Source organism: Mesorhizobium sp. WSM1497 (assembly GCF_001672455.2).
Classification (GTDB): Bacteria; Pseudomonadota; Alphaproteobacteria; order Rhizobiales; family Rhizobiaceae; genus Mesorhizobium; species Mesorhizobium ciceri.
The window spans coordinates 3,284,072-3,302,571 of the sequence record NZ_CP021070.1; the positions used below are offsets into that span (position 1 = coordinate 3,284,072).

At 64.3% G+C, this 18,500-nt stretch carries 22 protein-coding genes; 15 read left to right on the forward strand and 7 right to left on the reverse strand.

Annotation, left to right across the window (positions count from 1 at the left end; genetic code table 11):
* A complete protein-coding gene (locus A9K65_RS15910) occupies positions 1-693 on the reverse strand; it encodes a helix-turn-helix domain-containing protein (RefSeq protein WP_024501641.1) in 693 nt (230 codons plus the stop codon).
* A 176-nt stretch (positions 694-869) separates the two neighbouring features.
* Here A9K65_RS15910 and A9K65_RS15915 point away from each other — a divergent pair, with 176 nt between their 5' ends.
* Both A9K65_RS15915 and A9K65_RS15920 read left to right on the forward strand, forming a co-directional pair.
* Positions 870-1,196 (forward strand): DUF1330 domain-containing protein, encoded by a 327-nt coding sequence (locus tag A9K65_RS15915; protein WP_013530739.1) that lies wholly within the window; start codon positions 870-872, stop codon positions 1,194-1,196.
* A 121-nt stretch (positions 1,197-1,317) separates the two neighbouring features.
* Positions 1,318-1,854, forward strand: coding sequence for a hypothetical protein (locus A9K65_RS15920; RefSeq protein ID WP_198327611.1), 537 nt, complete (start codon positions 1,318-1,320; stop codon positions 1,852-1,854).
* Positions 1,855-1,914: 60 nt separating this feature from the next.
* Here A9K65_RS15920 and A9K65_RS15925 read toward each other — a convergent pair whose 3' ends face one another.
* The gene (locus A9K65_RS15925) at positions 1,915-2,364 is read right to left on the reverse strand and encodes an ester cyclase (RefSeq protein WP_024501639.1); all 450 of its coding nucleotides are present in this window, start codon (positions 2,362-2,364) and stop codon (positions 1,915-1,917) included.
* Positions 2,365-2,620: 256 nt separating this feature from the next.
* Between A9K65_RS15925 and A9K65_RS15930 the strand changes: the two genes are divergently transcribed.
* Complete coding sequence (locus tag A9K65_RS15930) at positions 2,621-2,722, forward strand: hypothetical protein (RefSeq protein ID WP_013530742.1); 102 nt, start codon at positions 2,621-2,623, stop codon at positions 2,720-2,722.
* Between the two features lie 138 nt (positions 2,723-2,860).
* On the forward strand, positions 2,861-4,978 hold the full coding sequence (locus A9K65_RS15935) for an EAL domain-containing protein (RefSeq protein WP_063168575.1): 2,118 nt from the start codon (positions 2,861-2,863) through the stop codon (positions 4,976-4,978).
* A 54-nt stretch (positions 4,979-5,032) separates the two neighbouring features.
* Here A9K65_RS15935 and A9K65_RS15940 read toward each other — a convergent pair whose 3' ends face one another.
* Positions 5,033-5,227 (reverse strand): hypothetical protein, encoded by a 195-nt coding sequence (locus tag A9K65_RS15940; RefSeq protein WP_024501638.1) that lies wholly within the window; start codon positions 5,225-5,227, stop codon positions 5,033-5,035.
* Positions 5,228-5,435: 208 nt separating this feature from the next.
* Here A9K65_RS15940 and A9K65_RS15945 point away from each other — a divergent pair, with 208 nt between their 5' ends.
* Positions 5,436-6,167 carry a 3-keto-5-aminohexanoate cleavage protein gene (locus tag A9K65_RS15945; RefSeq protein WP_064994062.1) on the forward strand — a complete coding sequence of 244 codons (732 nt, stop codon included), beginning with the start codon at positions 5,436-5,438 and terminating at the stop codon, positions 6,165-6,167.
* 35 nt (positions 6,168-6,202) lie between these two features.
* Here A9K65_RS15945 and gcvA read toward each other — a convergent pair whose 3' ends face one another.
* Positions 6,203-7,105 (reverse strand): transcriptional regulator GcvA, encoded by a 903-nt coding sequence (gene gcvA, locus A9K65_RS15950; RefSeq protein WP_064993920.1) that lies wholly within the window; start codon positions 7,103-7,105, stop codon positions 6,203-6,205.
* A gap of 127 nt (positions 7,106-7,232) precedes the next feature.
* Between gcvA and A9K65_RS15955 the strand changes: the two genes are divergently transcribed.
* Complete coding sequence (locus A9K65_RS15955) at positions 7,233-7,937, forward strand: SDR family oxidoreductase (protein WP_064993919.1); 705 nt, start codon at positions 7,233-7,235, stop codon at positions 7,935-7,937.
* A 49-nt stretch (positions 7,938-7,986) separates the two neighbouring features.
* On the forward strand, positions 7,987-9,045 hold the full coding sequence (locus A9K65_RS15960; RefSeq protein WP_064993918.1) for a Gfo/Idh/MocA family oxidoreductase: 1,059 nt from the start codon (positions 7,987-7,989) through the stop codon (positions 9,043-9,045).
* 274 nt (positions 9,046-9,319) lie between these two features.
* Here A9K65_RS15960 and A9K65_RS15970 read toward each other — a convergent pair whose 3' ends face one another.
* Positions 9,320-9,919, reverse strand: a complete 600-nt coding sequence (locus tag A9K65_RS15970; protein WP_063168572.1) for a DUF922 domain-containing protein — start codon at positions 9,917-9,919, stop codon at positions 9,320-9,322.
* Between the two features lie 118 nt (positions 9,920-10,037).
* On the opposite strand from A9K65_RS15970, the gene A9K65_RS15975 reads away from it, so the two are divergent.
* The gene (locus A9K65_RS15975; protein WP_244506842.1) at positions 10,038-10,532 is read left to right on the forward strand and encodes a hypothetical protein; all 495 of its coding nucleotides are present in this window, start codon (positions 10,038-10,040) and stop codon (positions 10,530-10,532) included.
* Positions 10,533-10,603: 71 nt separating this feature from the next.
* Here the strand turns inward: A9K65_RS15975 and A9K65_RS15980 are convergent, their stop codons facing one another.
* Positions 10,604-12,040: a PLP-dependent aminotransferase family protein gene (locus tag A9K65_RS15980; protein WP_084015816.1), complete on the reverse strand. Its 1,437-nt coding sequence runs from the start codon at positions 12,038-12,040 to the stop codon at positions 10,604-10,606.
* Between the two features lie 35 nt (positions 12,041-12,075).
* Between A9K65_RS15980 and A9K65_RS15985 the strand changes: the two genes are divergently transcribed.
* The 3 genes from A9K65_RS15985 (at position 12,076) to A9K65_RS15995 (ending at position 14,721) form a co-directional block, all read left to right on the forward strand.
* Positions 12,076-12,828: a pyridoxamine 5'-phosphate oxidase family protein gene (locus A9K65_RS15985; RefSeq protein ID WP_064993916.1), complete on the forward strand. Its 753-nt coding sequence runs from the start codon at positions 12,076-12,078 to the stop codon at positions 12,826-12,828.
* A 64-nt stretch (positions 12,829-12,892) separates the two neighbouring features.
* A complete protein-coding gene (locus A9K65_RS15990) occupies positions 12,893-13,345 on the forward strand; it encodes a GNAT family N-acetyltransferase (RefSeq protein WP_064994061.1) in 453 nt (150 codons plus the stop codon).
* Positions 13,346-13,521: 176 nt separating this feature from the next.
* On the forward strand, positions 13,522-14,721 hold the full coding sequence (locus A9K65_RS15995; protein WP_064993915.1) for a PLP-dependent aminotransferase family protein: 1,200 nt from the start codon (positions 13,522-13,524) through the stop codon (positions 14,719-14,721).
* Here the strand turns inward: A9K65_RS15995 and A9K65_RS16000 are convergent.
* A complete protein-coding gene (locus A9K65_RS16000) occupies positions 14,698-15,000 on the reverse strand; it encodes a hypothetical protein (protein ID WP_224621166.1) in 303 nt (100 codons plus the stop codon). The two genes, A9K65_RS15995 and A9K65_RS16000, sit on opposite strands and share 24 nt — an antisense overlap.
* Before the next feature lie 318 nt (positions 15,001-15,318).
* Between A9K65_RS16000 and A9K65_RS16005 the strand changes: the two genes are divergently transcribed.
* The 4 genes from A9K65_RS16005 (at position 15,319) to A9K65_RS16020 (ending at position 18,414) form a co-directional block, all read left to right on the forward strand.
* Positions 15,319-15,747 (forward strand): VOC family protein, encoded by a 429-nt coding sequence (locus tag A9K65_RS16005; protein ID WP_064993914.1) that lies wholly within the window; start codon positions 15,319-15,321, stop codon positions 15,745-15,747.
* Between the two features lie 187 nt (positions 15,748-15,934).
* Positions 15,935-16,450 (forward strand): hypothetical protein, encoded by a 516-nt coding sequence (locus A9K65_RS16010; RefSeq protein WP_013530757.1) that lies wholly within the window; start codon positions 15,935-15,937, stop codon positions 16,448-16,450.
* Between the two features lie 233 nt (positions 16,451-16,683).
* On the forward strand, positions 16,684-17,301 hold the full coding sequence (locus A9K65_RS16015; RefSeq protein WP_064994060.1) for a C39 family peptidase: 618 nt from the start codon (positions 16,684-16,686) through the stop codon (positions 17,299-17,301).
* Positions 17,302-17,325: 24 nt separating this feature from the next.
* Positions 17,326-18,414, forward strand: a complete 1,089-nt coding sequence (locus A9K65_RS16020; RefSeq protein ID WP_063168569.1) for a D-alanine--D-alanine ligase family protein — start codon at positions 17,326-17,328, stop codon at positions 18,412-18,414.
* Positions 18,415-18,500: the final 86 nt, after the last annotated feature.

Consider the following 18,500-nt stretch of genomic DNA (forward strand, 5'->3'; position numbering starts at 1 on the left):
CTAAGCCGCGCGTTTGGGTTCCACCGCGAACGGGCTGAGGCCGAGCCAGGTCTGCATCTTCCTGCCGATGGCCTGGTCGCCGGTCAGGGCAACCCTGGCGCCGGCCTTCTCGACGGTCAGCACTCCCATCCAGATCGCCGTCATCGTGTGCAGGTCGGTCGAGACGTAGAGATCGACATCGAAGCCCGGATCGTACCAGCACAGATCGACCTCACCGTGCTTCTCGACGATCAGCCACCACGACCGTTTGGACGCCGGGAGATCCTGATACAGGAATTGTATCACCGTGCGCCCTTCAGGCAGCGGCGAGGGGTTTAGATTGCGCCGCATGTCCCACATCAGCAACGACGGATCGAGGTTCTTCAGCGACAGCCGGGATTCGACCCATTTCTGCCCCCAGAAGCCCATTGCCTCGACGACAGGACGCAAATCCCGGCCGGCTTCCGTCAGCCGATATTCGAAGATGCCTTTTTCGCCCGGCACTTCCTTGCGCTCGACGATCCCGGCGATCTCAAGTTCCTTCAGCCGTTGCGACAGAAGGGTCGGCGACATTTTGGGGACGCCGCGGCGAAGATCGTTGAAGCGGGTCGAGCCGGCCACCAGTTCACGCATCAGCACCATGGTCCAGCGGGTGCACAGCACCTCAGCGGCCATCGATAGCGGACAGAATTGTTTGTATCCGTGCTGGCTCATGATTGGTGCCTCTCCCTCAAACCTGACCGAATATTAGGCCTTCATGAATGAAGCGGCCAGTACGGAAACTGTACTGCCCCGGTACAGATCGCGGACTGGTTGGCGAGGGTCCTGCCATGCGAGCCTTTTGGCCGGTTGCACGGGATACGCCTGTGCACCGCAACCAGGAGACCACCATGACCGCCTACGTTATCGCAGACATCAAGATAAACGACCCGCAGTGGGTGCCGGCTTACGCCGCCTCGGTGCACGATCTCGTCCACAAGCATGGCGGCAGATATCTGTCGCGCAGCGGCAATGTGAAAACGCTTGAAGGCAAGCCGCTCGATACCACGCTGATCGCGCTGATGGCGTTCCCGTCGGAAGCGGCGGCGCGCGCCTTCACCACCGATCCTGCCTACGCGCCCTTCGTCTCGGCCCGTCAGGACGGCAGCGACAGCCGTTTCCAGATGATCGACAACACCGATCTGGCCGGAACGATCCCGTATCTGCCGAAGGGATGATCCTTTTCGGTAGCCGTTACATCAATTTCGGGATCTCCAAGCAACAACAGCCACAGCGCTTGCCTGCCGGGCCTCCGTATTTTCGGCGGCCGGCCAGCTGTGCTTTTTCAAGAAGAATGGAATGAAGATGATATCAAACTTTCGCAGCGGACTTCTTATGGCGGGGACCATGCTGGCAATCTGCACCACCCTCGCGCAGGCGCATCAGGAGCCGGCTGAAGCTGCCTCCGGCCCCAACCCGCTGGCCGACAAGGTGCGGGCTGTCAACAGCCGGTTTGTCGACGTCAAGACAGCGGTATCAGAGGGCTATGCGCCTATTCCTTGTGCCAGCGGCATCACCGGCGGCGCCATGGGCATCCACTATGTCAACGGCCAGTATCTGAAGGACGACAAGATCGACATCGCCCGTCCCGAAGCTGTGATGTACGAGCCGATGGCCGATGGCACGCTGAAGCTGGTGGCGGTCGAGTACATCACTTCGAAAGGACCGGCATCGTTGGACGGCCAGCTGTTCAACTTCAACAGCGCCCCCAACCGTTATGGCCTGGGTGAATTCTACGAGCTGCATGTCTGGGCCTGGAAAGGGAACCCGACAGGCACGTTCGCCGACATGAATCCGAAAGTGTCATGCGAGCACGCAATGGCGCCGAGCCAATAAGCAATGAGGCCAGGCGGCATTGACGCCGCCTGGCCCGAACGATCGTTTTGCCTGATCGCCTCAGGCGGTCTTGATCAGACCGAGCTGGGTGAGGGCGGCGACGCCGTCATCGAGGCCGATTTCCTCGACGATCCTGCCATCAACCACCTTCAGCACCGTGGTGCCGGTGAAGCGCATGGTGCGGCCGGTGGCGGCCGGCAGCGAACCGACGAGGAAGTCGCCGAAGGCTGGGCCGGTATGCGTGCCGCCGCCCTCCCACTGGCCGACGACATAGTCGCCCTCGGCAATCAGGTCGGCGGTGGCCCAGAAGTTGAGGTCCGGGAAGGCGGCGCGGAAGTCGGTCATGAAGGCCTTGATGTCGTCGCGGCCGCGGCGCGGCTCGTGCAGCGAATATTTCAGCAGCATGTCGGGTGCCGCGATCTCGTCGACGACGGACAGATCGCAACGTTCACCCCAGAAGTGGGTGAACCATCTGACGACGACGGCCTTGTTGTCTTCTTGCTTGGTCATTGGAAGGTCCTTGTTGTTGTCGTGCATGGGATCATCGGCGCCGCCGATGATCCAGGGGTCACCGGCTTGCGCCGCTGACCTGGGCAGCAGTAGGACGATCCGCCAGACACAAAGCTCCGGTTCCTGCCGGCCAATCGAAAAGGCGGGTTCGGCGCCGGGCAGGGCCGCCTGGGCCGGAACCCTGTTCCGCTGAGCCCAAGCATGGCTGCCCCGCCTCAGCTAGACCCTGGAAATCGGATGGCCACGGGAGAAGGCGATGGCAATGAAGAAGACCTATGAAAAGCCGAGGCTCGAGAAGCGCGAAAGACTGTCCGGCGTGACGGCGGGCAATGTCGTGTCGTCGACCTGGGGAAATTGACGGCTGCCTGGAGTAGTTCGGTACGGCCTTGATGAACAGGGGCTCCCAATCAGACGTCGACAACTCCGCCCGCGCGGTAACTGTTTCTTCTCTGGTTTTGCCGCAGATTGCGCCGCGGTGGAGCAGGCGAAGCAGACGATGGCGCGTCAGGGTAAGAAAAGTCGCAATGGAACGTTCTGGGCAAAAGCCCTGGAGCGCGCGCATCTTGGCGTCTGGGACTGGGATCTTGTGACCGGCGACTGCTTTTATTCCGCGACCTGGGCGCGGATGCTAGGCTACGATGAGAGCGAACTGGCCAACACCAGCGACCTTTGGCTGCAACTGACCCATCCCGACGACCGCGAGCGGGCGCTGGCCAGCGGCGACCGCCACATTGCCGGCCTGACCGACGCCATCGAGACCGAATTGCGGCTGAAGCACAAGCAGGGACATTGGGTGTGGGTGCTCGATCGCGGCGGCGTCGTCGAGCGCGACGCGATGGGAAAGCCGCTCAGGCTGATGGGTGTGCAGACCGACATCTCCAAGCAGAAGGCCGCCGAGGCCGAACTCGAGCAGGTCAATGTGCGGTTTCGCCTGGCGCTCGCCGCCAGCGGCACCGGCATCTGGCACCACGACCTCGCGGGCGGCAAAAGTTATTGGGACCAACGCACCAGGGAGATTTTCGGGCTCGTCTCCGACACCGCCGAAGTCGAGCGCGACCACTGGTTCGGCTATCTGCATCCGGACGACAAGGAGGCCGCGTCGCGCGCGCATCTGGTGCCGCTCGAAACGGACAAGGTCACCGCCGTGCAATACCGCATCGTGCGGCGCGACGGAGAGGTCCGGCACATAGAATCCCTGCTGCGTTTCATCGCCGACCCGCAAATCCGGGACCGCCGGCTGGCGGGGCAGATCCTGGGCACGGTGCGCGATATCACCGAAGACAAGCAGCGCGAGCAGGAGCTTGCCTATGCGGCCCGCCATGACGCGCTCACCGGTCTCTTGAACCGCGCCGCGTTCGACCGGCTGCTGGCCGATCATATCGCGGCCGCGCAGTTGCTGCCGCTTTCCGTGTTCTATGTCGATCTCGACTACTTCAAGGCGCTCAACGATTTTGCCGGCCACGCGGCCGGCGACCTGGCACTGAAAAGCGTTGCGCAAGGCATTCTGGGCTGCCTTCCCGCGACGGCGCATGCCGCGCGCCTGGGCGGTGACGAGTTCGCGCTGCTGATGCCCAATTGCGATGCGGCGCAGGCCGGGCGGCTGGCCGACGCGGTACTTGCCGCGGTTCGCGATGCCGAACTTGGATCGACGGCCACGTCGCGCAAGCTGGCGGCCTCGATCGGTATCGCTTTCGTCGATGACGCCGACACGACGGTGGCCGACGCGCTGGCCTGTGCCGACGACGCCTGCTACGCGGCCAAGGCCGCCGGGCGAAACCGATTTGCCGTCTTCTCCACCGATACGGCATCGGGTTCGGGTGGCCTCAACGCGGCGCGCATCGTCGCCGATACGGTCGATGCCATGGAAGACGGCAGGCTGAAGCTGTTTGGCCAGGAAATCCATCTTCTGGGCCGCCCCTGGCAGGAAAGCCGTCATGTCGAAGTCTTGGCCAGGCTCGCCGCACGCAACGGCCGGCTGGTGCCACCCGGCGAGTTCATTCCGGTGGCCGAGCGGTTCGGCATCGCGTCGCGGCTCGACCGCTGGATCATCCGCACCGCGCTGTCGCGGCATGGTGCCGCCTTGCGTTCGGGGGCGCTGACGCTTGGCTTCAATCTGTCGGCGCAGACGCTGAGCGATCCGCAGCTTTGGGACTTCGTCGACAGCGTCATAGAAGAAACCGGGGCGCCGCATTCGGGCATCGGCTTCGAGATCACCGAAACCGCCGCCGTCACCAATTTCGATGCCGCCGAACAGTTCGTGCGCAAGGCGCGCGAGCGGCGTTGCCGGGTCGGCCTCGATGATTTCGGAGCCGGCATGAGCTCGTTCGAATATCTCCGGCGGTTCCCCGTCGACACGATCAAGATCGACGGTTCCTTCATCGAGCACATCACGCAAAGCCGCTTCGACCGCGAGATCGTGCTGGCCATCACCAGCATTGCCCGTAGCCTCGGCTGCGACGTGGTCGGTGAGAAGATCGAACGGCAGGACACGCTGGCCATGTTGAGCGACATGGGGGTCGCCTTCGGCCAGGGATTTTTGCTGCACCGGCCGGAGCCGCTCGAGCGAATTGTCGCGCGCGCAACCAAGGGAGCGACGGCCCGCAAGGCATCGTGATCCGGGTGCGGCGAGTTTCAGGCCAGGCCGGACTGGCCTGAAACTCGACACTTTCTATCCGGTTCGCCGCGCCGTCGATTGCGGAAACTCCAGCACTCCAGCCTCGGGTCGCCTGTGCTGCGCCTCCGTCACCGCTTCGATCAACAGATCGAGCGCGTCACAGGCGGCACGGCTCGTCTCGTCATTGCCCTGCAGATAATGATAGGCGCGTTCGAGGTGGATGCGGGCGGCTGAAAAATCGCTGGTCAATGGTCCCTCCATGATCCCGCCCTGAAAAGAGCTTGCCGGAGACGAGGGAACGCCGGGTAAATATCCACAAGCGGCTTTTATTCAAATGCCGCCGAATGTTGTGAGCAGGCGCGCGGCGTTGAAGCTGCCGATCTCCCCTACGAGGGGGGAGATTGGCAGTTTCAACGCCGCACAGCTACACTGCGGCCCCTTGCGCAAGGTGACATCGATGATCGTCCAGGCCTGCATCAACGGCGCGCGTCCGCGCGATTTCCACCCGAAGCTGCCGCTGACTGCCGAGGCAATGGCCAGCGATGCGGCAGCCTGCGTCGCCGCTGGAGCGGCCGAACTGCATATCCATCCGCGCGGCACCGACGGACGCGAAAGCCTGGCAGCCGTCGACGCCACGGTGCTGGCGGTGCGCCGGACCTGCCCGGGAACACTGGTTGGCGTGTCGACCGGCGCCTGGATCGAGAACGACGTCGAGCGGACCCGCGCGGCGATCGCCGGCTGGCGAGACCTGCCTGACTATGCTTCGGTCAACCTGTCCGAACCGGATGCGCCCGCCGTGATGGAGTTGCTGCGCCAGCGTGGTGTAGGCATCGAGACGGGGCTTGCCGTCGTCGCCGATGCCGAGCGCTTCGTAGCGCTTCCCGGCCACAACCAGGTGCTGCGCAATCTAATCGAGATCGACATCCCCGATCTGTCCGCTGCACTCGATGAAGCGCATGGCATCGCCGCCGTACTCGAGCGCGCCGGGGTACGGCGGCCGATCCTGCTGCATGGCGTCGATGCCACCGTCTGGCCGTTCGTGGAGCTTGCCCATCGAAAGCACTGGTCGACGCGGGTCGGTCTGGAAGACGGCAAGACGCTCGCCGACGGCAGGACAGCCAAGGACAATGCGGAAATCGTCGCTGCCGCCGTGGCGATCTTTCGCGGTGCGCCCGTCGTTGCCTCATAGGCAAGCGGCTTGACGTCTCCGTGCGTGCGAAGGTCTCACGACAAAGGTCGTCGCTCTCCGGCATCCAGCAACCATTGCCGCACGGCTTGCGTCGGCTCGGGGTGGCGCTGTTTTCTCGGCATCACGACATAAAAATCCTGCGTGCCGCGCATTTCGCCGCTGACGGGCTGAACCAGACGGCCGGCGGCGAGGTCGGCGGCGACGAGAAAGCGGCTGGCCAGCGCAATGCCTTGGCCGGCGACGGCCGCGTCGATGGCGAGGCCGGTCTGGTTGAAGCGCATGCGTTTGAGTTCGGTCGTCATCTTCAGGCCGATCGCCTTTTCCATGAATTCCGGCCACAGATTGTGGGCATCGTGCAGCAGCACGTGGTGCTGGATTTCGGAGGCCGCGATCTCGATCGCGCCGGCCGGCAGCAGGGCCGGGCTGCACACGGCGACGATCTGCTGGGGAAACAACAGGTCGACGGCCAGCCCGGCGCCGAAGGGTGGGCGGCCCTGCCTGACCGCGATGTCGACGCCATCGGCCTGGAAGCTCGACAGGCTTTCGCTGGCCAGCACGCGCAGGTCGACCAGCGGGTTGTGCGCGACGAAGTCGTGCAGCCTCGGGATAAGCCATTTGGTGGCGAAGCTCGGCGTCACGCTGATCGTCAGCCGCGCCGGCTCGGGACGAAGCAGCAGCGTCGCCTCCGAGATCAGGTCGAAGGCGCGGCGGATGTTGGGGACATAGGCGCGGCCCTCGTCGGTCAGCGCCAGGCCGCGCGGCAGCCGCTCGAACAGCTTCGTGCCGAGATCGGCCTCCAGCCCGCGAATGTGCTGGGCGACCGCCCCTTGCGTGACGTTGAGCTCTTCGGCCGCGATGCGGAAGTTGAGATGACGCGCCGAGGCTTCGAAGGCGCGCAGCGCATTCAACGGCGGCAAGCTGAGGAAGGTTTCGGGCATGCAGTAGTTTTTCTACAGGTTGATTTCAGGCATTCTGGTTCGAACCGACGGGGAAAACCAGCTATATCGACGCTCAACTCCCGAAAACACCGCTTGCGGTGCCCGCAAACCCTGAGAGGAAAATCCGATGAGTGTAGAAAAAGTAGCTGTGGTGGTGGCCGGCGGCAGCGGCATGGGGGCGGCGGCGGCCAAGCGGCTGGCGGCGGACGGCTTCAAGATTGCCATTCTTTCCTCTTCGGGCAAGGGCGAGGCGCTGGCCAAGGAGCTTGGCGGGCTCGGCGTCACCGGCTCCAACCAGTCGAACGACGATCTGCAGCGCCTCGTCGACCTGACGCTGGAGCGCTATGGCCGCATCGACGTGCTGGTCAATAGCGGCGGCCACGGGCCGCGCGCGCCGATCCTCGAGATCACCGACGAGCAATGGCACACCGGCATGGACGTCTACCTCCTCAACGTCATCCGGCCGGTGCGCATCGTGGCGCCGCAGATGGTCAAGCAGAAGGGTGGGGCCATCATCAACATCTCGACGGCCTGGGTGGTCGAGCCGAGCCCGATGTTCCCGACGTCCGCCGTGTTCCGCGCCGGCGTTGCCGCCTACACCAAGATCTTCGCCAACACCTATGCCGTCGACAATGTGCGCATGAACAATGTGCTGCCCGGCTGGATCGACAGCCTGCCGGCCACCGAAGAACGCCGCGACTCGGTGCCGATGCAGCGCTACGGCACTTCGGAAGAGGTCGCCGCGACCATCGCCTTCCTGGCGTCCGAAGGCGCCGGCTACATCACCGGCCAGAACATCCGGGTCGACGGCGGCATTATACGCGCTATTTGAGGGCGTCGGCCGGGAGGGGATTCCGGCATCTCACCCCAAGGAGCAAATAATGCGGCTTTTGATACTCGGCACCGGCTGGATGGCGCAGGAACATGCCCGGCGCTTCAGCGCCATCGAGGGCGTCGACATTGTCGGCGCGGTCGATGTCGATCCGGCGCGGGTCGGCGAGTTCGCCGACAGCTTTGACATTCCCAACCGCTTTACCGCACTGGAGGAGGCGCTGGCATGGGGTGAGTTCGACGCTGTGGCCAATGTCACGCCCGACCGCATCCATCACCCGACCACCATGGCGCTGATCGCCGCCGGCAAGCCGGTGCTGTGCGAAAAGCCGCTGGCCGAAAACTTCGGCAAGGCGACCGAGATGGCCGATGCCGCCGAGGCTGCCGGCATCGTCAACATGGTGAACCTCACCTATCGCAATGTGGCCGCGCTGCAGAAAGCGCGCCAGATGGTGCAAGCGGGCGAGATCGGCACCGTCAGGCATGTCGAGGCGTCCTACCTGCAGAGCTGGCTGGTGTCGAAATTCTGGGGCGACTGGCGCACCGATCCGAAATGGCTGTGGCGGCTGTCGCGCGGCCACGGTTCCAATGGCGTGCTCGGCGATGTCGGCATCCACATCCTCGATTTCGCCAGCTATGGCGCAGCCGTCGGCATCGACCATGTATTCTGCCGGCTGCGCGCCTTCGACAAGGCGCCCGGCAACCGCATCGGCGACTACGGACTCGACGCCAATGACAGCTTCGCGATGACGCTGGATTTCTCCAACGGCGCCTTCGGCGTGGTGCATGCCAGCCGCTGGGCAACAGGCCATCTCAACGAACTGCGTCTGCGCATCTATGGCGAGAAGGGCGGCATCGAAGTGGTGCACAATCTCGACGGTTCGACGCTCAAGGCATGCGTGGGGGAGAATGTCGAGAACGCCATATGGGAAGAGCGCGACCCCGGCACGGTGGAGACCAACTACCAGCGTTTCACTGACGCGGTGCGCACGGGCGTGCAGGCCGAACCGTCCTTCCGCCATGCGGCCGAATTGCAGAAGGTGCTGGATCTGGCCGTGGTGTCGGACGAGAAGCGGGCGGAGCTGAGAGCGAACGCGGAAACGCGGTGAGGGCTTGTACCTTGCGCCCATACCGCAGTAGCTGGAAGGGGCCGAGTTCTGTCAGCCCCCCTCTGGCCTGCCGGCCATCTCCCCCGCAAGGGGGGAGATCGGCAGCTTCAATTGCTGCGCCTGTCTTGCAACGCTGGAAATTTGCCGAAAGCAGATGAGAGCACAATCTCCTCCCTTGCGGGGGAGATGTCCGGCAGGACAGAGGGGGGCGCTGTCCCTCCGGCATTTCGTGGTAAGTCATCAGTGCCCGCCTCCTGATCCGTGTCAGGTGGCTTCAGGGGCCGGTCACGAGCGAAAAAACCAGTTTCTGCAAATTCCCGCCATTGCCGAATTCGATACGGTCGAAGTCGCGGCTTGCCTGCACCCGCGCCTTCGAGATCGCGTCGAGCCGCTTGACCACCTCGGCCCTGGTCTTGCTGCATTTGGGATCGTCGGCGACGGTCAGGCCGTCCGTCGCGGCTTGGATGTCGTGGACCATCTGGACCATGCTGGCGCCATGCACCTTCTCATGGGCGGCGACGCCGGCGATGAAGGTGTCCCAGTTCTTCTGGACGGCCGGCGGCAGGGAGCGGGAGGGTTTCGGCAAAGTGTAGGTGACGATCAGCTTCGGCCGCCCGGCCGTCAGCACGCAGTCCTTGCCGCTGGGCTTGTAATCCCTTAGCCCCCAGGTCAGCTTGAAATTGGTGTAGGCGATGGCGCGGGCAATGCCGAGCTTTGGCCCTTTCTCGCCGATCGAGCGGTAGAGTTCGGCGCCGGACTGGCCCGAGATCGCGTAGGGCTCGATCTTCTCGACCGGCTTCCACTCGGCATGAGCGGTGAGCGGCAAGGCCAGCAGGGCGGCAAAGGACAGACACAGGCGAATGCAGGCTCTCAATCCAACTCTCCGCGAAACAGGACCGGCTGCCGCAAGGGGCAATGCCATCGGATCGCTTTTTCCTATATGCTGGCGACGGGCGCTGCAAATGCCCTGAAGGCAGTCAATTGGGGGAGCCATGAGAGTTGCACATCTCGTCGTCGCCGGTGCGGTAGCGGTCCTGCAGGCCGCGCAACCGGCGTTTGCCGCGTCGTGCGGCGGCTGGAGCGCCAGGATGGAGGAAGACGAGGGCGGCAGCGTGCTGACGGCCTCGGTCTGCGGCGGGCCGAAAGGCGATGCGTATCTGATGCTGACCTGTTTCGACACGCCGGTGCTGAGCTACGATCTCGGCGCCAACGGCCAGCAATTGGAGCCTGGCATCAGCGGTTCGTTCGCGTTCAAGGCCGACGGCAAGACGGTAACTAAGGCGCTGCAGCTGGAGGCCATGTACAACTACTTCGTGGTCAACCTGGCGAAAGCCGATCCGCTGCTCGACCTGTTGCGCGGCAAGGGCGATGTGTCGGTCAGTTCAGCCAAATATGGCGAGATCAGCTTTCCGCTGAAGGGTTCAAGCGCGGCCATCGGCAAGGTGCTGGCGCAGTGCGGCAAGGCCCAGCCCGCCGATGGGGATTGAGGACTTCGTCATCCGAGGGCCTCCGAGACGGAGCTGCGCTCCTGCTTCGCCCTAGGATTGTTTGAGCAGGATCAGGTAGTTTGGCGGCCGGGACTGCGGCCCATCACCCCACCCAGTCGTACCGTCGCGGCCATCAGTTCCTCGTCCGAAAACCCGGAAAAACCCAGCACCAGGCCTTGCCGGGACGCCCCGCCGATGAACATCGAGGACAAGGCCCTGGCGCCGACACCTGCCGCCTTCGCCGCCTCGACGATCGCCGTGTCCGGCCCGGCGTGCTTCAGCGTCGCCATCAAGTGCAGCCCCTGTTCGGGCACGGTTACCTCGAGGGCATCGCCGCAATGCGTCTCGAGGCCGGCGACCAGCACGTCGCGCGCGGCTTGCACCCGGCGGCGCACGCGCCTGAGATGCGCGGCGAAATGGCCCTCGTTCAACAGGTCGGTCAGCGCGCCTTCGGCCAGCGTCGAGGGGAAGCGGTCGGAGCGCGCCCTGACCGCCATCACGGCATCGAGCAGCGCTTCGGGCACCACGACATAGCCGATGCGCAGGCCGGGGAAGAGGATTTTCGAGAAGGTGCCGAGATAGGCGACACGGCCCGAGCCGTCCATGCCCTGCAGCGAGGTCAGCGGCGGGCCGGCATAGCGGAACTCGCTGTCGTAGTCGTCCTCGATGATCCAGGCATCGTTGCGCCGCGCCCAGTCGAGCAAAGCGAGACGGCGGCGCATCGTCATCGTCACGCCGAGCGGATATTGATGCGAGGGCGTGACATAGGCCGCGCGCGCCTTGGAGCACAGGCTTTCGCCGATCTCGGGATCGAGCCCTTCCGCGTCGACGGGTACGCCAAAAACCGTGGCCCCGCTGCCGGCCAGCACGGCGTGCGCCATTGGATAGCAGGGGTTTTCGATCCAGATGGCATCGCCGGGGCGAAGTGCTGCACGCACCAGGAGATCCAGCCCCTGCTGCGTGCCCGACGTCAGCACGATCTGGCCGGCGTCGCAGCGCACGCCGCGTGCGGTCCTGAGATAGGTGGCAATTGCCGTGCGCAGCGGCAGGCCGCCGCGCGGATCGCCATAGCGGAAATGCTCCGGTCCGGGGCGGGTGAGGTGGCGCGACAGAAGGATGCGAAACATATCAAGCGTGCGCGGATCGGAGACCGCAACGCCAAGGCCGCAAGGTAGCGACGCCGCGACCTCGATCTCCGCTGGACGCGGCTTGATCAGCGTCAGCGGCAGATGCGGCACATCAGGCGCGACGAAGGTGCCGGCGCCGACCTTGGCGACCGCAAACCCCTCCGAGATCAGCATTTCGAAACAGGCAACCGCCGCCGAACGCGACAGGCCGAAGCGCTGTGCGAGATCCCGGGTGGTCGGGAGTTTCGCCCCGGTGGCCAGCGCGCCGATCTCGATCAGCCGCCTGAGCGCCGCATAGAGCTCGCGGCTGCGCGGGCCGTCGCCCGGCAGGACCGGGATCAGCGCCGACCAATCCGGAAAATTGGTCCGGTTTTTCTTCATAGGATTGGTTCTTTTATCGACCAATGTCATGGCGCATGCTTGGCAGACGACAACCAAGGATGCAAGCCGTGAACGACACGCCAGCCAGTTTTCCGACCACCAGCCGCAACCGCGTCAAGCGCCTGCACGAGCGCGGCAGCTACGACCATGCGGCAGTCTTCGCGGTGCTGGATGCCGGGCTGCTGTGCCATGTCGCCTATACGTTCGACGGCCAGCCCTATTGCACGCCGACCATCCACTGGCGCGAGGACGACATGCTGTACTGGCACGGCTCGTCGGCCAGCCGCATGCTGCGCAATCTGCGCGGCGGCACGCCGGCCTGTCTCACGGTGTCGCATCTCGACGGGCTGGTGCTGGCGCGCTCGGGCTTCAACCATTCGGCCAACTATCGCTCGGCGATGTGTTTCGGCACGGCGCGAATCGTCGACGAGCCGCAGGAGAAACTGAAGGCGCTGGCCGGCGTCGTCGACCGTTTCTATCCCGGCCGGAGCGAGACCCTGCGGCCGATCTCGGCGCAGGAGGCCAAGGCGACGACGGTGATCGGCATGCGTATTGAAGAGGCATCGGCGAAGGTGCGCGCCAAAGGCGTCGGCGACGACGAGGAGGATTACGGGCATCCGGTTTGGGCCGGGGTCATCCCGGTGCGGATGGTGGTCGGCGCCGCCGAGCCGTGTCCGAGGCTGCTGCCCGACATGGAGCGGCCGCGGAACCTGGCTGGATATGCCGAGGGCGCGCGGCTCGATGAGGCGCTGACGCAGGCGCAGCGGGTTTATGAGGGCGAAGTTTAGCCCGCGCCTAGTGGGAGCGTATTCAAATCTTGCCGCTGCCGCCGCCTCGCGATATCTCGACACCATGATCACCTTCCGCCGTGCGCAGGCCTCCGACCTGCCTGATATCGTGGCCATGCTGGCCGACGATCCGCTTGGCGCCGGCCGCGAGGACGCTTCCTTGCCGCTGGCGCAAGGTTATGTCGACGCTTTCAACGCCATCGACGCCGATCCCAATCAGCTGCTGGCGGTGGCCGTGGATGGCGGCGAGGTGGTCGGCACCTTGCAGATAACTTTCCTTGCCGGGCTCTCGCGCAAGGGCGCGTGGCGCGGCCAGATCGAGGCGGTTCGGGTCGCCGGCCACAGGCGCTCGGACGGCATCGGCAGGCAGATGATCGAATGGGCGATCGACGCGTGCCGCGCGCGCGGCTGCGGCCTCGTTCAACTGACCACCGACAAAGGGCGGGCGGACGCGCATCGTTTTTACGAAAGCCTCGGCTTCACCGGCAGCCATCTCGGCTACAAGAAGAGCCTTTAGGCGGTCGGAAAACGCTGCAACACTTTTGTGGAACTGCTCGCGGCGTTCGAGCAGTGCGCCAGCGCTGGCGCATTCGGGAAACCGTTCAGGCACACTTCAATTCGCGGCCAAGAGGGGATATAGGTCAGCCAAGTTGACCTATATTGCAGCGTCCGGGGAGGCGTGCCGTGACCCTTATGAACCTGTTGGCTTCGCGCTCGTCGCGCATGAAAGCGTCCGAAATCCGCGAGCTGCTGAAGCTGCTCGACCAGCCGGACATCATCTCGTTTGCCGGCGGTATTCCCGATCCGGCGCTGTTCCCAGCCGAGGCGATCCGCGACGCCTATGCCGATGTGCTGGGTGGCGCCGAGGCGGGCGCTGCGCTGCAATACCAGGTCTCGGAAGGCTATCTGCCGTTGCGGCGCTGGCTCGCCGGGCAGATGGGCAAGCTCGGCGTCGCCTGCGACGAGGCCAACATCTTCATCACCTCCGGCTCGCAGCAGGCGCTGGATTATCTCGGCAAGCTGTTCCTGTCGCCGGGCGACACCGCGCTGGTGACGTGGCCGACCTATCTCGGCGCGCTGCAGGCTTTCAACGCCTATGAGCCGCGCTACGACCGGCTGACCCCGGCCGGCGGCAACATGACGCCCGATGCCTATCGCGCGGCGGCGGCCGCCAATGGCGGCAAGGCCAAATTCGCCTATCTGGTGCCGGATTTCGCCAACCCGACCGGCAACACGCTGAACCGTGAGCAGCGCGAGGCGGTGCTCGACCTTGCCGGCGAACTCGACATCGCCGTCATCGAGGATGCCGCTTACCGCGCGCTGCGCTATGACGGCGAGGGCGAGCCGCCGATCCTGGCGCTCGATTGTGCCCGGTCCGGCGGCATCGACAAGGCGCGCACGCTCTATTGCGGCTCGTTCTCGAAGATCCTGTCGCCGGGCATGCGGGTCGGCTGGGTGTGCGCGCCGCGCCACATTGTCGAGAAGCTGGTGCTGATGAAGCAGGCTTCGGACCTGCACAGCCCGTCGATCAACCAGGTGGTGATGCATCGCGTCGCCGAAGCCGTGTTCGAAGGCCAGGTGGAAAAACTCATCGGCGCCTATCGCGAGCGCCGCGACGGGCTGCTCTCGGCACTGGAAGCCCACATGCCCGAAGGCGTGACCTGGAGCCGCCCGGAAGGCGGCATGTTCGTCTGGGTGACACTGCCGGAAGGGGCCGACGCCACCGAGCTTCTGGCTCGGTCGGTGAAGGAAGCGCGGGTCGCCTTCGTGCCGGGCAACGCCTTTTATGCCGATGGCACCGGGCGCAACACACTGCGGCTGTCCTTCACGCTCGCCGACCGGCGCGCGGTGAGCGAAGGCATTCCAAGGCTAGCCGCCATCCTGAAGGGATAGGCCGGCGCTGGAAGCCGGCTTTTCCTCCGCCGTTACAGTCACCAGCCGCTCAAGCTTTGAAAGCCTGGTGCGAGCGAGCTTGCGGACCGGCCTTTCGAAACCTTCTTCGCCGTTTTCGACGACGAAGACCAAGGTCATGAAATCGAGCATGAATTCGTCGATGGCTGCCGCGACCTCGCGCGACCTGCCCTTGAACCGGCGCAGCAGAGCGGTTGCTTCCTCGATATCGTCGACACCGGCGCTGTCGACCAGCGCTTCGAGCCTCTGAAAACAATCCAATCGCAATTCCTCCCACCGCGCCACCAAACCCGGTTGCGAGCGGAAAGTTCCAAACTGTGAGTGGTCTCGCGAAGAAATCGCCTCCATTGCTTGAATTCCGCGGACGGGCCATCGGCAATTTTTTTGTTCGGGTGGAACCTCCGCGGCCAACAAAGGTTCTTACCAGGTCTGATCCCCCCTCAGACCCCTGAAGGCTAGACATGCTTTCCAAAGGCCCGCCGGATCCCCTCCCGGCGGGCCCTTTGTTTGCTGGGAAGTATCCGCATTGACGACGCCCTATCCCAACCTAAATTCGAACCCACACGAGGAGGCGTTTTCATGGAAACCCAGGAATTGCATCGCGGCCGGCTCATCGACCACATCCAACTGGTGGTCAGAAACCTCCCGGCCAGCCGGCGTTTCTACGAGGCGGTCCTGCAGGCGCTCGATGTCCCGATCGGAGGTAGCGGCGCCGACTTTTTCTGGGCCGACGAGCTGTTTGTCTCCACTGCCGACAGCCGGGCCGCACAGGGAAAACTCACCGGCCGCCATCACCTGGCTTTCCAGGCAAGGGACCACGCCATGGTCGACGGCTTCTACAAGGCCGGGCTGGCGGCCGGCGGCACGGACAATGGCGCGCCGGGCGAACGGCCCTATCACCCCGGCTATTACGCCGCCTTCCTGCTCGATCCGGACGGCAACAACATCGAGGCCGTCCATCACGGCCCGCATCGTCGCAGCGCCGCTTCGGTGAAGATCACCTTCTAAGCTGCCGATATTCAGCCGGCCGGGATCGCGGACGCATGGGCGATGCTGGAGAGAGGCTGCCTTGCGTTGCCAGATCGGTGGCCCCGATGCTAACCGTGCAAATGGCGGGTGGGAATCGGTCCCGAAGCAACGTCCGCCACAAATTTTCAATAAAACTCCCCTTACCCCCCGTGGAGATATTTTTTTTATGCAAAACCCAGCAAGGGCGATCTGTGCCGCCACGCTTCTATTTGCGATCGGGGCCGTTGGCCTCACAAGTATATCATCCTTTGCTTATATTTCATCGGCGCAGGCCCAGGAGGAATATCTTCCGACCGAGAAGGATTTTGTCGGCAAATGGAAACTCAACGGCGGAGCCATCCGGCCGCCGCGCGATATGAAGGATGCGCCGACACCGGAACAGGAAGCGGCCGCCAGTGAGTTCCAGCAGACGGTGACCGCGTTTTACGGGGCGTTCGACTATCTGGAGATCACGGCGGACGGCCGCTACAATTTTCACCAGCCCGGGGATCCGACGTCGGGGCCTTGCGTCTGGTGCGGAACCTGGTCGTTCAGCAAGAGTTCGGCGTGGCTCGAGCTGGATACGGCGCCCCGGCTGGATATCTACGCCAAGGACGGCGACATGCAGATGACCTACACTGTCGAACCCTACGAAAAATCGAAATATGCGTGGCTGGTTTTCGGCTGGGCGAAGGCCGAGTAGGCGGCGCGCAGCATTCACCACGTTCGTCATCCTCGGGTCTCCGCGACGGAGCTTCGCTCCTGCTCCGCCTGTGGATGACGAAGGCGGGAGAGGCTTCCGCTAACCCCGGATGTCAGCGATGGTTGACCGAAACGGAAGATGACGTCTTCTGGGTCGCGCCACTGGATGTCACGGCTTTTCATCCATCTCGTATCCTCGTATACGAGATGGAACCAGCCGACCGAGGAGACCGCATGAGCCCGCCGCCTGAAACCGTGCCGTTTTTCAGCCAGTGGGAAACGCCTGACTTGACGCTGGACGTGCTCGCCGACGGCGCGGATGTTGCGCTCAGGCGCGATCCGCTGTGGAGGCGATCCGGGGCGGAGACTCTCGATGAATACGCAATCTGGGCCGCCAACATCTGCGGCATGGCCTGCCTTAAGATGATCCTGGCCAGTCGCGGCGAGATCGTGCCGACGATCGAACTTGCCAGGCGCTGCACCTTATATGGCGGCTATGTCGTCAATGAGGGATCGATCAAGGGGCTGATCTACGCGCCCTTCGTCAGCTTCGTGAAGGAAGCTTTCGGCCTGCGCACCGAGGTGATGACCAATGTCGCCACATCAGACATTCCGGCGATCATGCAGCGGACGCGCTTCTTCATCGCGTCGGTCAGCAGCTCGATCCGCTGGCCCGAGCGTGAGCCGCCCTCGAAGGGCGGCCATCTGGTGCTGATCACCGCGGCATCCGACGAAGATTTCCGCTTTCACAACCCGTCCGGCCATGAGCCCGCCACACAGGCAGACGCAGTGTTGTCACCGGCCGATTTCGACCGCTTCTTTGCCAATCGCGGCATTGCCGTCGCCATTTGATTTTTTGACAGTCGAGGGATTTCGATGACCGACAAGACAAGAGTGGCCATCCTCTATGGCGGGCGTTCGGCCGAGCACGACGTGTCGCGCCTTTCGGCCGCCAATGTGCTGAAGGCGATCGACCGCACGCGCTACGATATCGTGCCGATCGCCATTTCGCGAGGCGGCAGGTGGCTGCTGCAACAACTCGATCGCGCCGCGGCGATCGGCGATGAGGCGGCAGGGGCGCCGGCCTCCGAAGACGGCCCGGAGGTTGCTTTGTTGCCCGGCGGCAAGGGCCGGCTGGTTGCGGTGTCGCGGGATGGTACGCAGCCTGAGCTGCCCCCCATCGACGTCGTGTTCCCGGTGCTGCACGGGCCGTTCGGCGAGGACGGCTCGGTGCAGGGCTATGCCGAGGTCGCCGATGTCGCCTATGTCGGCTGCGGCATTCTCGCCTCGGCCGCCGCCATGGACAAGGACGTCGCCAAGCGGCTGATGCGCGAGGCGGGACTGGCGGTTGCCCGCTCCGTCACCGTGCATCGAAACGGCAAGCATTCCTTCCAGGAGATTGCCGGGACGCTAGGCCTGCCTTTCTTCGCCAAGCCGGCGCGCCAGGGCTCGTCCTTCGGGGTCAGCAAGGTGAATGACAGGGACGGCTTCGAGCAGGCCATCGACACGGCTTTCCGCTACGACGGCAAAGTGTTGATCGAGGAATTCGTCGAGGGCCGCGAGATCGAGTTCTCGGTGCTGGAGCGCGCCGACGGGTCGCTGACGGTGTCGCTGCCCGGCGAGATCATTCCGGCCGGCAAGCACGGCTTCTACACCTATGAGGCCAAATATCTCGATGCCGACGGCGCGCTGGTCAAGGTGCCCGCCGATGTCCCGGCCGATGTGGCCGAAAAGGCCAGGGATATGGCGCGGCAGGCGTTCCAGGCGCTTGGCTGCGAAGCCATGGCGCGCGTCGATTTCTTCCTGCGCGCCGACGGCAGCCTGCTTGTCAACGAGGTCAACACCATTCCCGGCTTCACCGACATCTCGATGTATGCCAAGGCGCTTGCCGCCTCAGGCATCGGCTACAGCCAGACCATCGACGTGCTGATCGAGCACGCGCTGGCCAGGCATGCGGCGCGCTGATCCGATCGGGCGAGCCTGACTTCCATTTAGCCCTTCGGGAGCGGCCGGTGCGGGCCGGATCATTGCCTGTGAGTGCGGCGTATTTC